Here is a 15,664-nt window from a genome sequence, read left to right as displayed (position 1 = left end):
CCTCAAAGTCACGAATGTCCGGGAGTGAGTGATGGCGGTTCCACGGAGTCGGCGGTACGGCAGGCCGCCCCCGAGCAGGACGCCAGGGTGTCGAGCTGCCGGTTGAAGTCCGTGATCACCGAGGGGGGCACCCGGGCGGCGAGGTTGTAGAGCTGGTAGGGGTCCCTGCCGTTGTCGTAGAGCTGGTACTCGCCGGTCGAGTAGCGCACGAAGGTGTAGCGGGCCGTCCGCATGCCCTGGTAGGCGGGGACCGGGGTCTGACGGGCCGAGCTGAGGTTCGTCGGCCGGTAGAACTCCAGCAGCACGTTCTGCCGCCACGGCGCCGGTCTCTGGCCGCGCAGCAGCGGCAGCAGCGAGCGCCCCTCGGCGAAGGCGGCCGGGGTCGCGCCCCCGAGCTGGGCGAAGGTCGGGGCGAGATCGACGTTGGCGGCCATCTCGCCGACGGAGCCGCCCGCCCTGACGCCGGGCCCCCTGACCACGAGCGGCACCCTGATCGACTCGTCGAAGGGGGTCGTCTTGCCCTGGGCGAGCCGGTGCTGCCCCAGGTGGAAACCGTTGTCCGAGGCGAAGAAGAGGTAGGTGTTGTCAAGCTTCCCGGCCAGACGCAGGGTCTCGACCAGCGAGCCGACGAGGTCGTCGACGCCGAGCATGGCCCTGAGCCTACGGCGGTAGCGCTCGTCGATGCCCTCGATCGTCCTCTCGCTGAACCTCTCGCGCGAGCTGAGCCAGTGGGGCTCGGCGCTGACGTCCTCCTGGTCGAAGGACGGGGTCCTGGGGGCGGTCGCCCCGGCGAAGGCGTCGCGGTGCCTGGCGGCGCAGTTGGAGGGGTTGTGCGGTGCGATGGGGGCCAGATAGAGGAAGAACGGCTCGCTCCCCGCCCGCGAGACGAAGGCGTTGGCCTTCTGGGAGAGCACGTCGGGCAGGTAGTCGGCGTCCGCCGAGCCGTACGGCCGCAGCGTGCCGTTCTCGTTGAGCGTGTAGCCGTACTCGTTGTAGAGCTTGCGCACCGGCACGTCCCACTCGTCCCAGCCGGGTGGCACGAAGGTGGGCTCCGCGGCCCCGCCGGGATAGTGGTTGAGGTATTTGCCCATCAGGCCGGTGCGGTAGCCGGCCGCCTTCATCCAGGTGCCGATCGTGGAACGTTCCAGATCGGACGTGTGGAACTTGGTGAAGCCGCCCTCGGGGGCCGTGTTGGTCAGCACCCCGTGGCTGTGCACGTACTGGGAGCGCAGGATCGACGAGCGGGAGGGACAGCACCAGGAGTTGGAGACGAAGAAGTGCTCGAAGGAGGTGCCGCCCCTGACGAGCTCGTTCCAGATGTTGGGGAACTTCTGCAGGTCCCCCGCCTCCTGGTCGTCGACGAGGATGAACACGATGTTGGGCCGGTCGACAGTCCGTGCCGCGGCGGGAGCGAGTCCCGAGGCTCCGAGGCCGGACAGCAGAACCAGGCACATGAGCTTGCGGACAGCGTTAAGCACAAACATCACGCTTCCCAGAAGGCCGAATCCCGACACCTCACCGAAAGGGCACCGGTACAGAACGTGTTCTGGGGGGAGGTGTTCCGGTACGGCCCGCACCCTTCCAGGCGCCGCCCGCGCCAAGCGGGCCGTACCGGAGCCTGTTGGTCAGGCCGCGACGCCCTGGACCCGTTGGGGTTCCTGGAGCAGCGCGGACACGACCTGGTTGAGGGAGGGCACGACCGCCGCGCGCACGTCGACGTGGCCGGTCAGGAACCCCGCGTCGTAGAGCACGTCGGCGGCGTCCTGCTGCTCGGCGGTGAACGTCTCCGTCACCGGTTCGAGCTGCCACGGGAGCCGTCTGAGCGCGGTCGTCCACGAGTCGATGGAGCCGCCGACTGCCTCGACGACCAGTTTCGCGGCCTCGACGGGGTGCTCCGCCGCCCACCTGTCCGCCTCGCGCAGCGCGAGCACCACCCTGGCCAGCTCGCCCGGCGCCGACTCGGCCAGGCTCCTGCGGGTGAAGAGGACCGAGCGGTCCGCGACGACCCCGGCGGTGCCGGAGAGCCTGAGGAAGTGCCCCGCGCGTTCGGCCTCGACCAGGTCGGCGCCCTCGGCGACCCACCCGGCCACCACCCCGTCGCGCAGCCAGAGCCTGGCCTCCGAGGCCGACGGCCTGGGCTCGATGTCCTGGTAGGACAGCCCGGCGTCGGCCAGGACCTTGGCCAGGAAGTGCGTCTGCCAGGAGCCGACGCGCAGCGAGACCGGCTGGTTCAGCAGGTCGGTCACGGTCATGACAGGGCCGTTCCTCGCCACCAGCAGGGCGCCGTGGCCGTGCCTCGGTGCCGAGGTGGCGACGTAGGCGATCGGCAGGCGCGCCGCCTGGGCGGCGAGCGGGAGCGTCGAGCCGGTCCCGCCGAGGTCGATGACCCCCTCGGCCAGCAGCTCCCCGGTACGGCCCGCGTCGGAGTAGCGGTGTATCTCGATGCCGTCGAGCAGGTGATCGAGGTGGGACAGGAAGAACAGCGAGGGATTGTCGACGTGCACCCCGACACGGATCGCCATCGAATCGCTCCTTGATCTTTTCCCAGCGGGCCGGTCCTTCCCGGCAGACCGGCCTTTTCCCAGCAAGCCGGTCTTTTCCCGGCAGGCCCCGAGGCGGAGCCGGCGGACGAGGGGGCCTCCTGAGACGCCGGCTCCGCCCTGGCGGACGGCGCCCGTGGCCGAGAGACGCCGCCCCCGTCTACGGAGAGCTCCCGGCGGGAAGGCCAGCGCCCGCCGCGACACCTTCACCTGCCGGGGTCTCCGTGGGTCTACCGTAACGACCCTTCGGCATATTTACAACTTTCCCTACCGGTTGAATAGGAATAGCTAATCGGGCCGGGGCGCCGGGTTGGCCGTGACAGAGCGCAGCAGCGGCGCGCTGGCCGCCCCCGCCCCCGCGACCCCGGCGAAGCCGAGCCCCACGCAGACGAGCAGGGTGACCAGGCCGGAGACGTTCATCGTGGACAGCGCGAACGGCAGCGCGCAGAACATGCCGATCGCGATCGCCCCGCCTCCCATGACCGCCAGCGGCAGCAGCGTCTCGGTACGGCGGGCCGCGTTGAGCACCTTCATCGGGGTGCCCGCCAGGTGCAGCAGCGCGTAGGTCTGCCTGCGGTCCAGGATCGAGGAGGCCGCGGTGATGCCCGCGCTGGCGATGGCCACCAGGAACGAGACCGCGAGCACGGTGACCGTGCCGGTGCGGACGTCGTCGAGGATGCGGAAGCCCGAGCGGTCGTCGTCGGCCGCGGTGGTCGCGCTGCGCCCTGGCACCAGGCCGTCGAGGGCGGTGCGCGCCCGGTCGGTGACGGCGACGTCGGAGGTGCCCAGGGCCGCGACCAGCACCTTCCCCCGGCCGCCCCCGGCCTTGACGGTGACCGTCGCCCGCACGCCCGCGGTGGCGAGCCGCTCGCGCGCCTGCTCCGAGAGCGCCGCGGCCTTTGCGGGCGGTACGGCCAGGCGCAGGTTCGTGGCGTCGGCCTGGCCGAGCAGCCCCGTGCCCGGGGTGAGCAGGCCGATGAACCCGGCCACGAACCCGGTCAGCGCGACCCCGCTCACGGTCCGCCACGCGGCCCTGGGGTCGTCGATCATGCGGCGCCCGGCGAGCAGCCCGGCTGGGCGCCTGGCCGAGGCCGCGACGATCCTGCCGAGCAGGCCGACCACCCACGGGCCAACCAGGTTGACCGCCAGGAACGCCAGGCTCAGGACGACCGTGACCACGCCGACGCCCGCCCCCATCCCGAGGGTCGGCACCACGGCCAGCACGGCGAGCAGCGCCACGACCCGGACGAAGCGCATCGCGGGCGGCGTCTCCCGCTTGGCGACGCCCAGCGGGCTGACCACGACCCGGCGCAGGCCGACAACGGCGGACAGGCCGACGAGCAGCGGCACCACGACCAGCACCGCGAGCACGGGAAGCACCCCCGGCCAGGTGTCGGCGACGAACCAGGGGCCGCCGCCGATCTCGATCCTGGTGAGCAACGGGGTCATCAGGAGGTACAGCGCGGCGCCGAGCACCGCCCCGGCGAACGCGGTGATCACCGCCTCGGCGACGGTCATCGCGACGACCTGTCCCGGGGTGGCCCCGACCAGCCGCAGCGCGGCCAGGCGCTGGTCCCTGCGGGCCACCGTGAGTCTCGCCGCCGCCCCGCCGAAGACCAGCAGCGGCACGACCATCAGCACGCTCGCGATCAGCGCCAGGATCTGGTAGCCGATCGCGTTGTCCGTCCTGGTCCCGGTGAAGCCGGAGATCCTCGTGGGGGCGATGTCGTCGTGGCCGTCGACGGCGAGCCCGGCGGTCATGACCGGGGAGCCGGGGGCCTGTCCCCGGACGGCGACCAGCTCGTCCGGGTGGACCAGGGCCGCGTCCCCGATCAGTCCGCCTCCCTTGCCCGAGAGACGGTCGGCCAGCCGGTTCGCGGGAAGGCGCTTCGCCAGGTCGGCCAGCGCCGGGGAGAGCCACACCTCGCCCGGCGCGGGGAAGCGGGCGAGTCCCGGCGGCGCGGGCGCCCCGGGTTCGAGGGCCGCCACGTCCACGACGGTGACCGGCCGGTCGTCCACGTGGTCGAGGTGCACGGCCTGGATCGCGACGGCGTCCCTGGCCGCCGCGACCGGGTTGCGCCACGCCTCCCGGTCGGCCCTGCCCTGGAAGGCGAGGTTGGCGGCCACGGCGAACAGCAGCAGCGAGGTGGACACGGCCACCGCGACCACGGTCAGCGCCGAGCCGAGCATGCCCCTGCGCCCGCCGCCGCGCAGCAGCCGCCAGGCGAGGCCGAAGATCCCGCTCACCCCGTGGCCCCGATCATCTCGGGCGCGGCCCCGGGGATGACCTGGCCGTCGCGGACCTCGACCACGCGGTCGCACCAGCGGGCCACCTGGAGATCGTGGGTGACGACGACCAGGGAGGCGCCGTTGTGCTTGGTCGCCTCGACCAGCAGGTTCATCGTGTCGTGGCCGGTGCCCTGGTCGAGGGCGCCGGTCGGCTCGTCGGCGAAGATCACCGCGGGCCCGGTGACCAGGGCGCGGGCGATGGCGACCCGCTGGGCCTGGCCTCCCGACAGCTCACCCGGCCTGCGCCCCTCCATGCCGCCGAGCCCCAGCGGGCCGAACCACTCGCGTGCCCGCCGTACGGCATCGCCTCTGGACAGGCCGCCGAGCATCAGGGGCAGCGCGACGTTCTCCTCTGCGGGCAGCTCGGGCAGGAGCTGGCCGAACTGGAAGACGAATCCGAAGCGGGTACGGCGAAGCTCGCTGCGGCGGCGCTCGCCCAGCGTGTCGATGCGCTCGCCGAGCAGCCTGACCTCGCCCGCGTCCGGCTTCATGATCCCGGCGAGGCAATGGAGGAGGGTTGACTTCCCTGACCCGCTCGGCCCCATGATGGCCAGCGCCTCTCCCCTGCCCAGGGCCAGGCCGACCCCGCCCAGCGCCACGGTCGGCCCGAAGCGCTTGACCAGGCCGACTCCCTCAAGAACAACACTCATGGCCATGACCCTCTCCCGGGAGGGGACCGCGGCGGATCGGCCGACCGGCCCGACAGCCGTGCGCTTATATCAGCCAAAAGGCCGACATCACGGAAAGGCCGTCATCACGGTGGGACTGGCAGAATCGGTCGGGTGACGATTCGGGTACTCATCGCCGACGACCAGCAGCTCGTGCGGACCGGTTTCCAGATGATCCTGGACGCCCAGCCGGACATGGAGGTCGTGGCGACCGCCGCCAACGGCGCCGAGGCGGTCGAGCACGCGCGCAGGCTCAGGCCGGACGTGTGCCTGCTCGACATCCGCATGCCGAAGCTGGACGGCCTCGAAGCCACCAGGATCCTGGCGGGCCCCGGGGTCAGGGAACCGATGCGGGTGGTCATCGTCACCACCTTCGACCTGGACGAGTACGTCTACGGCGCGCTGCGCGCCGGGGCGACCGGGTTCCTGCTCAAGGACAGCGGGCCGACCCTGCTCATCGAGGCGATCAGGGCCGCCGCCGCGGGGGACGCGCTCGTCTCGCCCTCGGTGACCGTACGGCTGCTCGAACACCTGGCGCGTCCCCGCTACGGCGGCGGAGGCAGGCCGCCGAGCGAGCCGCTCACCGAGCGCGAGTTCGACGTCGTGCGCCTGGTCGCCAGGGGAAGGACCAACCAGGAGATCGCCGCGGAGCTGTTCGTCTCGCTCTCCACGGTCAAGACGCACCTGGGGAGCATCCAGGCCAAGCTCGGCGCGCGCAACCGGGTGGAGGTCGCGGCCTGGGCCTGGGAGTCCGGCGTCGTGGGCTGATTAGCCGGGTGGCTGACGGGATAAAAGAAGGTCAGGTCCCTTCAGCGCGTGCCCGGGGGAGACACATATGCGCTTCGTCCCGCCGGTGCCCAGGAGATCGGCCACCGCCGTCCACGCGGCCCTCGCGGCCCAGGTGCTCACGGTCGCCGCCCTGGTGGTCTTCGAGCACGTCCGGGGCAGGCGGCTCGCCGGGGAGATCTCGGCGCTCGGCGGTGACCCCCACGCCCCCGGCGCGCAGGCCGTCGTCGGCGCGGTTACCGTCTTCGCCATCCTGGTCATGCTGGTCGCGGTCGCCGCCTTCGCGGGCGCCGCGGCCTATCTGACCTGGCTGGTCCAGGCGAGGCAGCGCGTCACGCGCTCCTGGACGCCCGCGCTGCCCATGCTCGCGGCCTGGCTCGTGCCCGGCGTCAACCTGGTCGTCCCGCCGCTGCTCGTCCACCGCCTGTGGCGCGACTCCCGCCCGCCCGCCGACCGGCGCGCGCGCTGGCTCGCGCTGCTGGCCGCCTGGTGGCTGAGCTGGCTGGCCACGCTCGCCGTCGCCGTGGCGCGGCTGCCGTTCGGCGCCCCGCACGGCGACTCCGACCTGACCGGTCTCGGCCTCGCCGACCTGGCGGTCGTCACGCTCGCCGCGCTGCTGTGCGCGGCGACGGTGCGGCAGATCACCACCGTCCAGACGGCCGCCCCACACGACCTCACCAGGGCGCTCGACGCTGCCCGGGGTCAGTCCCAGGCCCGCATCAGCAGCCAGCCCTCGCCTGCGGTGTCGAAGCGCAACTCGTAGGTGCCCCGCCCGTCGCCGGGGTCGGCCTCGACCCGCCAGAAACGGCGCTCCCCCGGGTCGCCCTCGGAGACCTTCCACCACTCACGGGCGACCACCCACCGGTCGAGCACCTGACGGACGGCGTAGAGCCGGTCGCGCCAGACGAACTGGACCGGCTGGCCGTCACGGGTCCAGACCTCGATCGGATCACCGTAGAGTCTGCTCACGGCACCTCTCCCCGCGGTTCGCTTCTCGCGCCCGGGGGAAGACGGGCCTGGCCCGTCGAACATACGTTCTTATGTCATGAGGCGCAAGTCCCCCATCTGTCTCACGAGTGGGTTGGCGTCAACCGAGTTACGGATGCTGAACGTCACGCTGCCCGCGCGGTAGCGGTCGTCGGACCACTCGACGGGACGGCCCTCGTGGGTCGTGGTGACCCGGCGCTGGCGCAGCAGCGGGCTGCCGCGCCGTACGACCAGGAGGCGGGAGTCCTCGACACCGGCGGCGACCGCGTCGATGAGATGCTCGCCGTAGGCGAAGACCAGGCCGACGTCCTCGTAGAGCGCCTGGGTGATCGACTCGCAGTCGGGCGGGATCCGCTCGACGGCCGGGGCGATCCAGCCCGCGTAGACGGTGCGCTCCAGCATCACCGGCTCACCTTCGAGGGAGCGCAGCCGCAGCACGGAGAGCACCGGGTCACCCGGCTGGAGTGCCAGCCGTACGGCCTCGGCCGCGTCGGCGCCCCGGCGGCGCTGTTCGAGCACCTGGCCGCTGACCCGGTAGCCCATCGCCTGCGCCCACTGCGCGAAGCTGTTCAGCTCGGCGAAGCTCTGGCTGCGCTCGCGGCCGACCACGATGCGCCTGGCCCCCTGCCGGGAGCCGACCAGGCCCTCCGCGGCGAGCAGGGCGACGGCCTGGCGGACGGTGCCGCGCGAGACCTCGAAGCGGGCGGCGAGCGTCGTCTCCGAGGGGAGCGGGGAGCCGACGGCGTACTCGCCGCGCATGATCGCCTCTCTCAGCTCGGCCGCGATCCCCACATAACGCGCCCCACTCGTCGTGTCCACCGGGCTCCGTCCGTTTCTCGTGTAAGCACTTGCGCGCACCGGGCGCCTCACGTTCACCAGTCTGGACAAGCGTGAATGACTCGTGAAGCGGCAGCTCATGCGTTCCCCTGACGTACTCCGAGCGTTCATCGAGGGGCAACCGGGAGCCGACCCGCCAAAGCTAGCTTGTTCGGACAAGTTCGTGAATTTCTGTTCTGGGAGAGAACGTGATCACATCACGCGTCCGCCTCGCGGGCCTGGCCGCGCTCCTCATCGCGGGCGCCACGGCGTGCGGCGCGGCCCCGACGACCGCGTCCCCGTCGGGCACCGCCTCAGGCGCGGCCCCCGGCGCCGCGGGAGACGCCCCGGCGGCGGGCGCGGCGGCCACCGCCACCTCGGCGGCCGACTTCGGCGGGTTCGACAAGCTCGTCGAGGCCGCCAAGAAGGAGGGCAAGCTGCACGTCATCGCGCTGCCCCCCGACTGGGCCAACTACGGCAAGATCATCGAGGCGTTCACCGCGAAGTACGGCATCGAGATCGAGAGCGAGACCCCCGACGCCGCGAGCGCCGACGAGATCAACGCGGTGAAGACCCGCAAGGGCCAGGACCGCGCCCCCGACGTGCTCGACGTCGGCCAGTCCTTCGCCATCAGCGGCGCCGCCGAAGGCCTGTTCGCGCCCTACAAGGTGCAGACGTGGGACAAGATCCCCGACAACCAGAAGGAGCCGACCGGCCTGTGGTTCAACGACTACGGCGGCTACGTCTCCATCGGCTGTGACGCCAAGAAGATCACCAAGTGCCCCGAGTCCTTCGCCGACCTGCTCAAGCCCGAGTACAAGGGCAAGGTCGCGATGAACGGCAACCCCACCAAGTCGGGTTCGGCGTTCGCGGGTGTCTACGCGGCGGCGCTGGCAGGCGGCGGCTCCTTCGACGACATCCAGCCCGGCCTGGACTTCTTCAGGAAGCTCAAGGCCGCGGGCAACTTCAACCCCGTCGAGACCACCCCGGCGACCATCGAGAAGGGCGAGACCCAGATCAGCATCGACTGGGACTACAACAACGCCGCCTACGCCCCCAAGCTCGTGGACAAGGGCCTCGACTGGAAGACCGTCATCCCCTCCGACGGCAAGTACTTCCAGCTCTACGCCCAGGCCATCAACAAGGACGCCCCGCACCCGGCCGCCGCCCGCCTGTGGCAGGAGTTCCTCTACAGCGCCGAGGGCCAGAACCTCTACCTCGGCGGCTTCGCCCGTCCGGTGCTGCTGCCCGCGATGCAGGCCGACGGCTCGGTGGACAAGGCGGCCGAGGCCAACCTGCCTCCGGTCGAGGGCGAGCCGACCTTCCCGACCGACGCCCAGGTCGCCAAGGCGAAGGAAGTCCTGGCCACCGGCTGGGGCGCCGCCGTCGGCGGCTGACCCATGGCAGCGGAAACCACCCCCCGTGCCTGGCCCGCCGCGGTGCCCCTGCTGGCCTTCGTGGCGCTGGCGTTCGGCATCCCGGCGGTGGCGCTGCTGCTGGGCGCCTTCACCGTCACGGAGCCGGGAACCGGCCGGACCTTCCTCGGCACCGCAAACCTGGCCGAGAGCCTGCGGGGCAACTACCTGACGACCCTGCTCGGCAGCGTTCGCCTGTCGGCGGTCGTCGCGGCGCTCGGCATGCTTCTCGGCGCCCTCCTCGCCCGGGCGGTGGTCACCTCCTCCTCGGCGGTGCTGCGCGGGGCGGTGCTGTCGGCCTCCGGGGTGCTGGCCAACTTCGGCGGGGTGCCGCTGGCGTTCCTGTGGGTGGCGACCCTGGGCAACTCGGGGGTGGTCACCACGGCCTTCGGGCTGGGTGAGTCGGGCTGGAGCCTGTACGGCTTCTGGGGGTTGGTCCTGGTCTACATGTACTTCTCGGTGCCGCTGATGGTGCTGGTCCTCGCGCCCGCCCTTGAGGGCCTGCGGCCGCAGTGGCGGGAGGCCGCCGAAAGCAGCGGGGCCGGTGCCTGGCAGTACTGGCGGCACGTCGGCATCCCGGTGCTCGCCCCCTCGCTGCTCGGCGGCTTCGTGCTGCTGTTCGGCGGGGCGTTCGCCGCCTACGCCACCGCGGCGGCGATCACCGGCAGCACGGTCCCCCTGGTGACCCTGCAGATCGCCGACGCCCTCACCGGCGACGTGCTCATCGGGCACGAGAACGTCGCGCTCGCGCTCAGCCTCGACATGGTCGTCGTGGCGGGCCTGGTCATGGCGGTGCACCTGCCGCTGCAGAGGAGGAGCAGCCGATGGTTGCGGTGACCCCCGTCCTCGACGCCCCGAGGGAGTTGGCCCCCGCCGGGAGGCGGCGGGTGCGCGTGTGGCGCGGCCTGGCGCTGGGGCTCGCGGCGGTCTACTTCCTGCTCCCGCTGGCCACCTCGTTCTGGTTCACGGTCCACAACGAGCGGCAGGGCTTCTCCCTGGCCCCCTACCCGCGCATCCTGGCCGCGGAGGGCTTCGGGACCAGCATGCTGCTCTCGCTCGGCCTGGCCGCCGCGACGATCGTGGTGGCGCTCGGGCTCACCCTGCCCGCGATGCTTGCCGTACGGCTCGGCGCGCCCAGGTTGCGGCCCGTCCTTGAGGTGGTCTGCACGCTCCCGCTGGTGGTGCCGCCGATCACGTTCGTCTCCGGGATCGGCACGGTGCTGCGGTCCGGGCCCGACCTGCTGGCGACGACGCCGTTCTGGGGGACGCTGATGGCGATCCAGGACGAGCGGTTCCCCCTGGTGCTGGTGCTGGCCTACGTGGTGCTGGCGCTGCCGTTCGTCTACCGCTCGCTGGACGCGGGGCTGCGGGCGATCGACGTGCGCACCCTCGTGGAGGCGGCCCGCGGCCTCGGCGCCTCGTGGCCGTACGTGCTGCTGCGGGTGCTCGTCCCCAACCTGCGTTCGGCCATCACCGGGGCCGCGTTCCTCACCCTGGCGCTGGTGCTCGGGGAGTACACGGTCGCGGCGCTGCTCGGCTACCGGACCTTCCCCGTCTGGATCGTGACGGTCGCGGGCTCCGAGGGACAGCTGTCCGTCGCCGTCTCGCTGCTGAGCCTGTTGATCATCTGGTTGCTCTCGCTCGCCCTGTCCGGCGCGGGCGCAGGAAGGAGGAGGTCGTCGTGACCGCCGGTGTCGAGTTCCGCGGGCTGCGCAGGATGTTCGGCCGCACGGTCGCCCTGGACGGCCTCGACCTGACCGTACGGCCCGGCGAGCTGATGGCCCTGCTCGGCCCCTCCGGCTGCGGCAAGACCACGGCGCTGCGCTGCGTGGCGGGCTTCGAACACCCCGACGAGGGGGCCGTGGTCGTCGACGGCGAGGACGTCACCCGCAGGCCCGCCAACCGCAGGGACACGGGCATGGTCTTCCAGTCCTACAGCCTGTTCCCCAACCTGAACGTCCGCGACAACGTGGCCTTCGGCCTGCGGGTCCGCAAGGTGCCCGCGGCGAGACGGCACGCCAGGGCGGCCGAGCTGCTCGAACTGGTCGGGCTCCCCACCCACGGCGAGCGCTACCCGCACGAGCTGTCGGGCGGCCAGCAGCAGCGCGTCGCGCTGGCCAGGGCGCTGGCACCCGAACCCCGGGTGCTCCTGCTGGACGAGCCGCTGTCCGCGCTCGACGCCAAGGTACGGCTCACGCTGCGCGAGGAGATCCGGCGCCTGCAGCTCGACCTGGGCATCACCACCGTCTTCGTGACCCACGACCAGGAGGAGGCGCTCTCGGTCGCCGACCGGGTCGCGGTGATGCGTGAGGGACGGCTCGAACAGTGCGCCCCGCCCGCCGAGGTCTACGACCGGCCCGCGACGCCGTTCGTGGCCGAGTTCGTCGGCACCATGAACCACCTGCCCGGCCGTCTGTCCTCGGGGGAGGTCACTGTCCTCGGCATGACACTGCCCGTCGAGGGGCCGCTGCCCGCCACGCCCGAGGTCGACGTGCTGGCCCGCCCCGAGGCGGTGCTCCTGACCCCCGACCCCGACGGGGAGGGACTCGTCGTCACCTCGTCCTTCCGCGGCTCCTCGGCCCGGCTTCGGGTACGGCTCGGCGATCTTGAGGTGCTCAGCGACGTGCCAGGCCACGACACCGTACGGCTCGCGCCCGGCACCCGGGTCGGCGTCGGCCTCGTGCGGCGCCCCGTCCTCGTGGCCGGGCGCGCCGGTGAATCCTGAGCTGAGGGCCGTCCTGTTCGACATGGACGGCACCGTCGTGGACACCGAGGGGCTGTGGCGGCAGGCGTGCGCCGAGGTCGCGGCCGAACTCGGCCTGCGGCCCGGCGAGGTAGATCCCGACCACGTGCACGGCCGTCCCGCCGAGCACACCGCGGCCCACCTGCGGCGGCCCGGCGTCTCCCTCGGGTGGATCAGCGAACGGCTCACCGAGGGGTTCGCCCGCCTGGTCGCCCACGGGGTGACGCCGCTGCCCGGCGCGCTCGCACTGCTGGACGGCCTGGCCTCGGCCGGGGTGCCGACCGCCCTGGTCACCGCCTCCTCCCGGCGCGTCGTCGAGCCGGTGCTCGGCGTGGTCGGGGCGGAGCGCTTCCGCCTGGTCGTCGCCGCCGAGGACGTCGTCAGGGGCAAACCCGCGCCCGATCCCTACCTGCTGGCCGCCACCCTGCTCGGCGTCGATCCCGCCCTGTGCGTGGCCGTCGAGGACAGCCCCGTCGGCCTGACCTCGGCCCTGACCGCGGGATGCAGGGCGGTGTACGTTTCCCGGGAACGTGCCGTGCCGTACGGCGTGCTCTCCGTGAACAGCCTGGAAAAGATCGACGTCACGATGCTCCGGAGGCTGGTGTCGGGAGAGATCTCGGTAGGCTGAGCCGTTCGTGCAATGGCGGATGTGGTGGTTAGGTGTGGCCGTGAACGATGTGAATGCGGGTGATTCCTTCCAAATAGGGCAATACAGGGTGCTGGGCCAGCTCGGCAGAGGGGGGATGGGCACCGTCTACCTCGGTGAGGCACCCGACGGTCAGCGTGTCGCCATCAAAGTCATCAACCCCGAGTACAGCCGCCACGACCAGTTCAGGATGCGTTTCCGCCGCGAGGCCGACGCCGCCCAGCGGGTGCGCAGATTCTGCACGGCCGCCGTGATCGAGACCGCGCTCGACGGCGACCAGCTCTACGTCGTCACCGAGTACGTCCCCGGCCCCAACCTTGAGGAGGCCGTGCAGAACGGGGGGCCGCTGCGCGGCTCCAGCCTCGACTCGCTCGCCGTCGGCGTGGCGACCGCGCTGGCCGCCATCCACGCCGCCGGGGTGGTGCACCGCGACCTCAAGCCCTCCAACGTGCTGCTCTCCCCCGTCGGCCCCCGGGTGATCGACTTCGGCATCGCCCGCGCGCTCGACACCCTCGGCGGCATCACCGGGACCGGCGAGATCCTCGGCACCCCCCGCTACATGGCTCCCGAGGCACTGCGCGGCGAACCGCTCTCCGCGGCCTGCGACGTCTTCTCTTGGGGCTGCCTGCTCGCCTTCGCCGCCAGCGGCAGGGCGCCCTTCGGCGGGGAGAGCCTGCCGTCGGTGCTCTACCAGGTGCTCAACACCGAGCCCACCCTCGACGGCCTCGAAGGACCGCTGCGCGAACTGGTGATCCACGCCATCGCCAAGGACCCCCGGCACAGGCCGACCTCCCAGCAGATCCTCGACAGCCTTGTTGGCCGCGCCGCCCCACACGAGCAGGCCGCCGACTCCGTCCAGGCCGCCTGGCAGCGCGACCCGGCGGCGCCGGGACTCACCGCGGCGGGCGGGACGGCAGTGTGGGGCGCGAACCAGCCGCTCGGGACGACCGTCCCTCCGGGCACCCCCGCCCCCAGGCCGCGCCGTACCACCAGGACCGTCGTGATCGGCGCGGTCACCGCCCTGGCCGTGGTGGCAGGAGGAGCAGCCCTGTTCCTCACCCTGTCCTCGGGCGGGCCCCCGGAGAGCCTCCCCCTGCTCTACCAGGAGGACTTCACCCAGAGCGGCAACGGCTGGAGCGGCGGCGTCTACGACGGCGTCGACGACAGGTACGGCTACTCGCCCGACGGCTTCTACGCCGTCGACGTGGACGGCGGCTACCCCGTGGGACGGCAGAAGGCGCCGATCGGCTTCCTGACCGCCCCGCCCACGACCCCCGACCCCATGGCCAGCCCTACCCCGGTCATCCCCGACCGCTTCCTGCTCGGCGTCGACGCCGGGCCCCGCGCGGGCAGCGAGGGACAGGGCGAGTACGGCCTGTTCTGCCGTGGTGAGGAGAGCTACGAGGCGACCCGCTACGAGTTCCTGGTCGACACCCTCGGCACGGCCCGCATCCGCAAGGCCGTCAGGAGCGGCGGCGGCGAGTTGATCAAGGCGGTCCCCGTCGATCTCCCCGAGAAGGGCCCGGTGCGCATCCAGGCCGAGTGCGCGGGCGGCCCCGACGGCGTCCGGCTGACCATGTGGGTCGACGGCAGGCAGGTCGGGAGCGTCCTGGACGCCAACCCGCTGCCCAGCGGCCAGGTCGGCGTGCTCGCCAGGGTCGGCGAGAAGAGCAGCGCGACGCTCAGGGCGTCCTTCGACAACTTCACCATGCGCGGCGTGACCTCTCCGAAGCCCTCGGGCGGGAACAGCGAGTGACCTTCGCGGGGTTGGGGACGATCGGAACCATCCAACGAGCGAAGGAGCCAGCACCATGCGCGCCATAGTCGTCTCCGCGACCGGCGGTCCCGAGGTCCTCACCTACACCGACCATCCGGACCCGGAGCCGAACCCCGGTGAGGTGCTGGTCGACGTCGCCGCCAGCGGGGTGAACTTCATCGACGTCTACCACCGTCTCGGCCGCTACCCGCTCTCGCTGCCCTTCGTCCTCGGCAACGAGGGCGCCGGAACCGTCGCCGCCGTCGGCGAGGACGTGACTGGCCTGTCCGTCGGCGACACCGTGGCCTGGGCCGGGGTGATGGGCAGCTACGCGGAGAAGGCCGTGGTGCCCGCCTCACAGCTGCTGGCCGTACCCGACGGGATCGACGCCGAGCAGGCCGCGGCGGTGACCCTGCAGGGGCTGACCGCCCACTACCTGGCCCACTCGACCTACGAGGTGAAGCCCGGCGACGACGTGCTGGTGCACGCGGCGGCCGGGGGCGTCGGCCTGCTGCTCGTCCAGATCGCGAAGCTGCGCGGCGCCCGGGTGATCGGCACGGTCTCCACCGAGGAGAAGGAGATCCTGGCCCGCCAGGCGGGCGCGGACGACGTGCTGCGCTACGACGGCTTCGCCGACGCGGTGCGCGACCTGACCGGCTCCGGCGTGCACGTCGTCTACGACGGCGTCGGCGCCGCCACCTTCGACGCGAGCCTCGCCTCACTGCGCCCGCGCGGCATGATGGCCCTGTACGGCCAGGCCAGCGGCCCGGTCCCGCCCGTCGATCCGCAGGTCCTGGCCAGGGGCGGCTCCCTGTTCCTGACCCGCCCCAGCATGGGCCCCTACATCGCCACCCGCGACGAACTGGCCTGGCGCGCCTCCGACATCTTCGGCTGGGTGGCCTCGGGCGACCTCAGGGTCCACATCTCCGCCCGCTACCCCCTGTCCGAGGCCGCCCAGGCCCACCAGGACCTGGAGGCCCGCCGTACCACAGGAAAGCTTCTCCTGATTCCCTGACGC

At 72.2% G+C, this 15,664-nt stretch carries 15 protein-coding genes; 9 read left to right on the top strand and 6 right to left on the bottom strand.

The features are described from left to right. Nucleotides 1-8 precede the first annotated feature (8 nt). The 4 genes from FHS44_RS36135 to FHS44_RS36120 form a co-directional block, all read right to left on the bottom strand. Nucleotides 9-1,484, bottom strand: a complete 1,476-nt coding sequence (locus tag FHS44_RS36135) for a sulfatase family protein (RefSeq protein ID WP_221461733.1) — start codon at nucleotides 1,482-1,484, stop codon at nucleotides 9-11. A gap of 141 nt (nucleotides 1,485-1,625) precedes the next feature. Beyond that, nucleotides 1,626-2,522, bottom strand: a complete 897-nt coding sequence (locus tag FHS44_RS36130; RefSeq protein WP_184723897.1) for an ABC transporter substrate-binding protein — start codon at nucleotides 2,520-2,522, stop codon at nucleotides 1,626-1,628. A gap of 306 nt (nucleotides 2,523-2,828) precedes the next feature. Then, nucleotides 2,829-4,787 carry an FtsX-like permease family protein gene (locus FHS44_RS36125; protein ID WP_312863954.1) on the bottom strand — a complete coding sequence of 653 codons (1,959 nt, stop codon included), beginning with the start codon at nucleotides 4,785-4,787 and terminating at the stop codon, nucleotides 2,829-2,831. After that, nucleotides 4,784-5,479 carry an ABC transporter ATP-binding protein gene (locus FHS44_RS36120; RefSeq protein WP_184724132.1) on the bottom strand — a complete coding sequence of 232 codons (696 nt, stop codon included), beginning with the start codon at nucleotides 5,477-5,479 and terminating at the stop codon, nucleotides 4,784-4,786. Before FHS44_RS36120 ends, FHS44_RS36125 begins: the two co-directional genes overlap by 4 nt. Nucleotides 5,480-5,611: 132 nt before the next feature. On the opposite strand from FHS44_RS36120, the gene FHS44_RS36115 reads away from it, so the two are divergent. Together FHS44_RS36115 and FHS44_RS36110 are read left to right on the top strand one after the other, a co-directional pair. Continuing rightward, a complete protein-coding gene (locus tag FHS44_RS36115; RefSeq protein WP_184723893.1) occupies nucleotides 5,612-6,265 on the top strand; it encodes a response regulator in 654 nt (217 codons plus the stop codon). A gap of 67 nt (nucleotides 6,266-6,332) precedes the next feature. Next, nucleotides 6,333-7,046, top strand: coding sequence for a DUF4328 domain-containing protein (locus FHS44_RS36110; protein ID WP_184723890.1), 714 nt, complete (start codon nucleotides 6,333-6,335; stop codon nucleotides 7,044-7,046). Here the strand turns inward: FHS44_RS36110 and FHS44_RS36105 are convergent. Both FHS44_RS36105 and FHS44_RS36100 read right to left on the bottom strand, forming a co-directional pair. Next, on the bottom strand, nucleotides 6,986-7,252 hold the full coding sequence (locus FHS44_RS36105) for a DUF6504 family protein (protein ID WP_184723887.1): 267 nt from the start codon (nucleotides 7,250-7,252) through the stop codon (nucleotides 6,986-6,988). The two genes, FHS44_RS36110 and FHS44_RS36105, sit on opposite strands and share 61 nt — an antisense overlap. 69 nt (nucleotides 7,253-7,321) lie before the next feature. Next, the gene (locus FHS44_RS36100; protein WP_312863953.1) at nucleotides 7,322-8,089 is read right to left on the bottom strand and encodes a GntR family transcriptional regulator; all 768 of its coding nucleotides are present in this window, start codon (nucleotides 8,087-8,089) and stop codon (nucleotides 7,322-7,324) included. Nucleotides 8,090-8,295: 206 nt separating this feature from the next. Here FHS44_RS36100 and FHS44_RS36095 point away from each other — a divergent pair, with 206 nt between their 5' ends. The 7 genes from FHS44_RS36095 to FHS44_RS36065 are packed head-to-tail and all read left to right on the top strand — an operon-like array spanning nucleotide 8,296 to nucleotide 15,661. Further along, a complete protein-coding gene (locus tag FHS44_RS36095; protein WP_184723881.1) occupies nucleotides 8,296-9,483 on the top strand; it encodes an ABC transporter substrate-binding protein in 1,188 nt (395 codons plus the stop codon). A 3-nt stretch (nucleotides 9,484-9,486) separates the two neighbouring features. After that, a complete protein-coding gene (locus tag FHS44_RS36090; RefSeq protein WP_184723878.1) occupies nucleotides 9,487-10,338 on the top strand; it encodes an ABC transporter permease in 852 nt (283 codons plus the stop codon). After that, nucleotides 10,326-11,186 carry an ABC transporter permease gene (locus FHS44_RS36085; RefSeq protein WP_184723875.1) on the top strand — a complete coding sequence of 287 codons (861 nt, stop codon included), beginning with the start codon at nucleotides 10,326-10,328 and terminating at the stop codon, nucleotides 11,184-11,186. The genes FHS44_RS36090 and FHS44_RS36085 overlap by 13 nt, the downstream gene beginning before the upstream one ends. Further along, the gene (locus FHS44_RS36080; protein ID WP_312863952.1) at nucleotides 11,183-12,226 is read left to right on the top strand and encodes an ABC transporter ATP-binding protein; all 1,044 of its coding nucleotides are present in this window, start codon (nucleotides 11,183-11,185) and stop codon (nucleotides 12,224-12,226) included. Before FHS44_RS36085 ends, FHS44_RS36080 begins: the two co-directional genes overlap by 4 nt. Then, nucleotides 12,216-12,872 (top strand): HAD family hydrolase, encoded by a 657-nt coding sequence (locus FHS44_RS36075; protein ID WP_184723872.1) that lies wholly within the window; start codon nucleotides 12,216-12,218, stop codon nucleotides 12,870-12,872. The genes FHS44_RS36080 and FHS44_RS36075 overlap by 11 nt, the downstream gene beginning before the upstream one ends. 19 nt (nucleotides 12,873-12,891) lie before the next feature. After that, nucleotides 12,892-14,646, top strand: coding sequence for a serine/threonine-protein kinase (locus tag FHS44_RS36070; RefSeq protein ID WP_184724126.1), 1,755 nt, complete (start codon nucleotides 12,892-12,894; stop codon nucleotides 14,644-14,646). A gap of 55 nt (nucleotides 14,647-14,701) precedes the next feature. Continuing rightward, a complete protein-coding gene (locus tag FHS44_RS36065; protein ID WP_184723869.1) occupies nucleotides 14,702-15,661 on the top strand; it encodes a quinone oxidoreductase family protein in 960 nt (319 codons plus the stop codon). Nucleotides 15,662-15,664 lie beyond the last annotated feature (3 nt).

The sequence above is a fragment of the Streptosporangium saharense genome (assembly GCF_014203715.1).
Classification (GTDB): domain Bacteria; phylum Actinomycetota; class Actinomycetes; order Streptosporangiales; family Streptosporangiaceae; genus Streptosporangium; species Streptosporangium saharense.
The sequence above is the reverse complement of the archived record's forward strand: the minus strand, read 5'-3'. Positions and strand labels throughout refer to the sequence as shown.

Excerpts from the sequence above, each read along its gene's own strand:
- FHS44_RS36135 (WP_221461733.1), bottom strand. The coding sequence starts at position 1,484 with ATGTTTGTGCTTAACGCTGTCCGCAAGCTCATGTGCCTGGTTCTGCTG.
- FHS44_RS36130 (WP_184723897.1), bottom strand. The coding sequence starts at position 2,522 with ATGGCGATCCGTGTCGGGGTGCACGTCGACAATCCCTCGCTGTTCTTC.
- FHS44_RS36120 (WP_184724132.1), bottom strand. The coding sequence starts at position 5,479 with ATGAGTGTTGTTCTTGAGGGAGTCGGCCTGGTCAAGCGCTTCGGGCCG.
- FHS44_RS36110 (WP_184723890.1), top strand. The coding sequence starts at position 6,333 with ATGCGCTTCGTCCCGCCGGTGCCCAGGAGATCGGCCACCGCCGTCCAC.
- FHS44_RS36090 (WP_184723878.1), top strand. The coding sequence starts at position 9,487 with ATGGCAGCGGAAACCACCCCCCGTGCCTGGCCCGCCGCGGTGCCCCTG.
- FHS44_RS36085 (WP_184723875.1), top strand. The coding sequence starts at position 10,326 with ATGGTTGCGGTGACCCCCGTCCTCGACGCCCCGAGGGAGTTGGCCCCC.
- FHS44_RS36070 (WP_184724126.1), top strand. The coding sequence starts at position 12,892 with ATGTGGTGGTTAGGTGTGGCCGTGAACGATGTGAATGCGGGTGATTCC.
- FHS44_RS36065 (WP_184723869.1), top strand. The coding sequence starts at position 14,702 with ATGCGCGCCATAGTCGTCTCCGCGACCGGCGGTCCCGAGGTCCTCACC.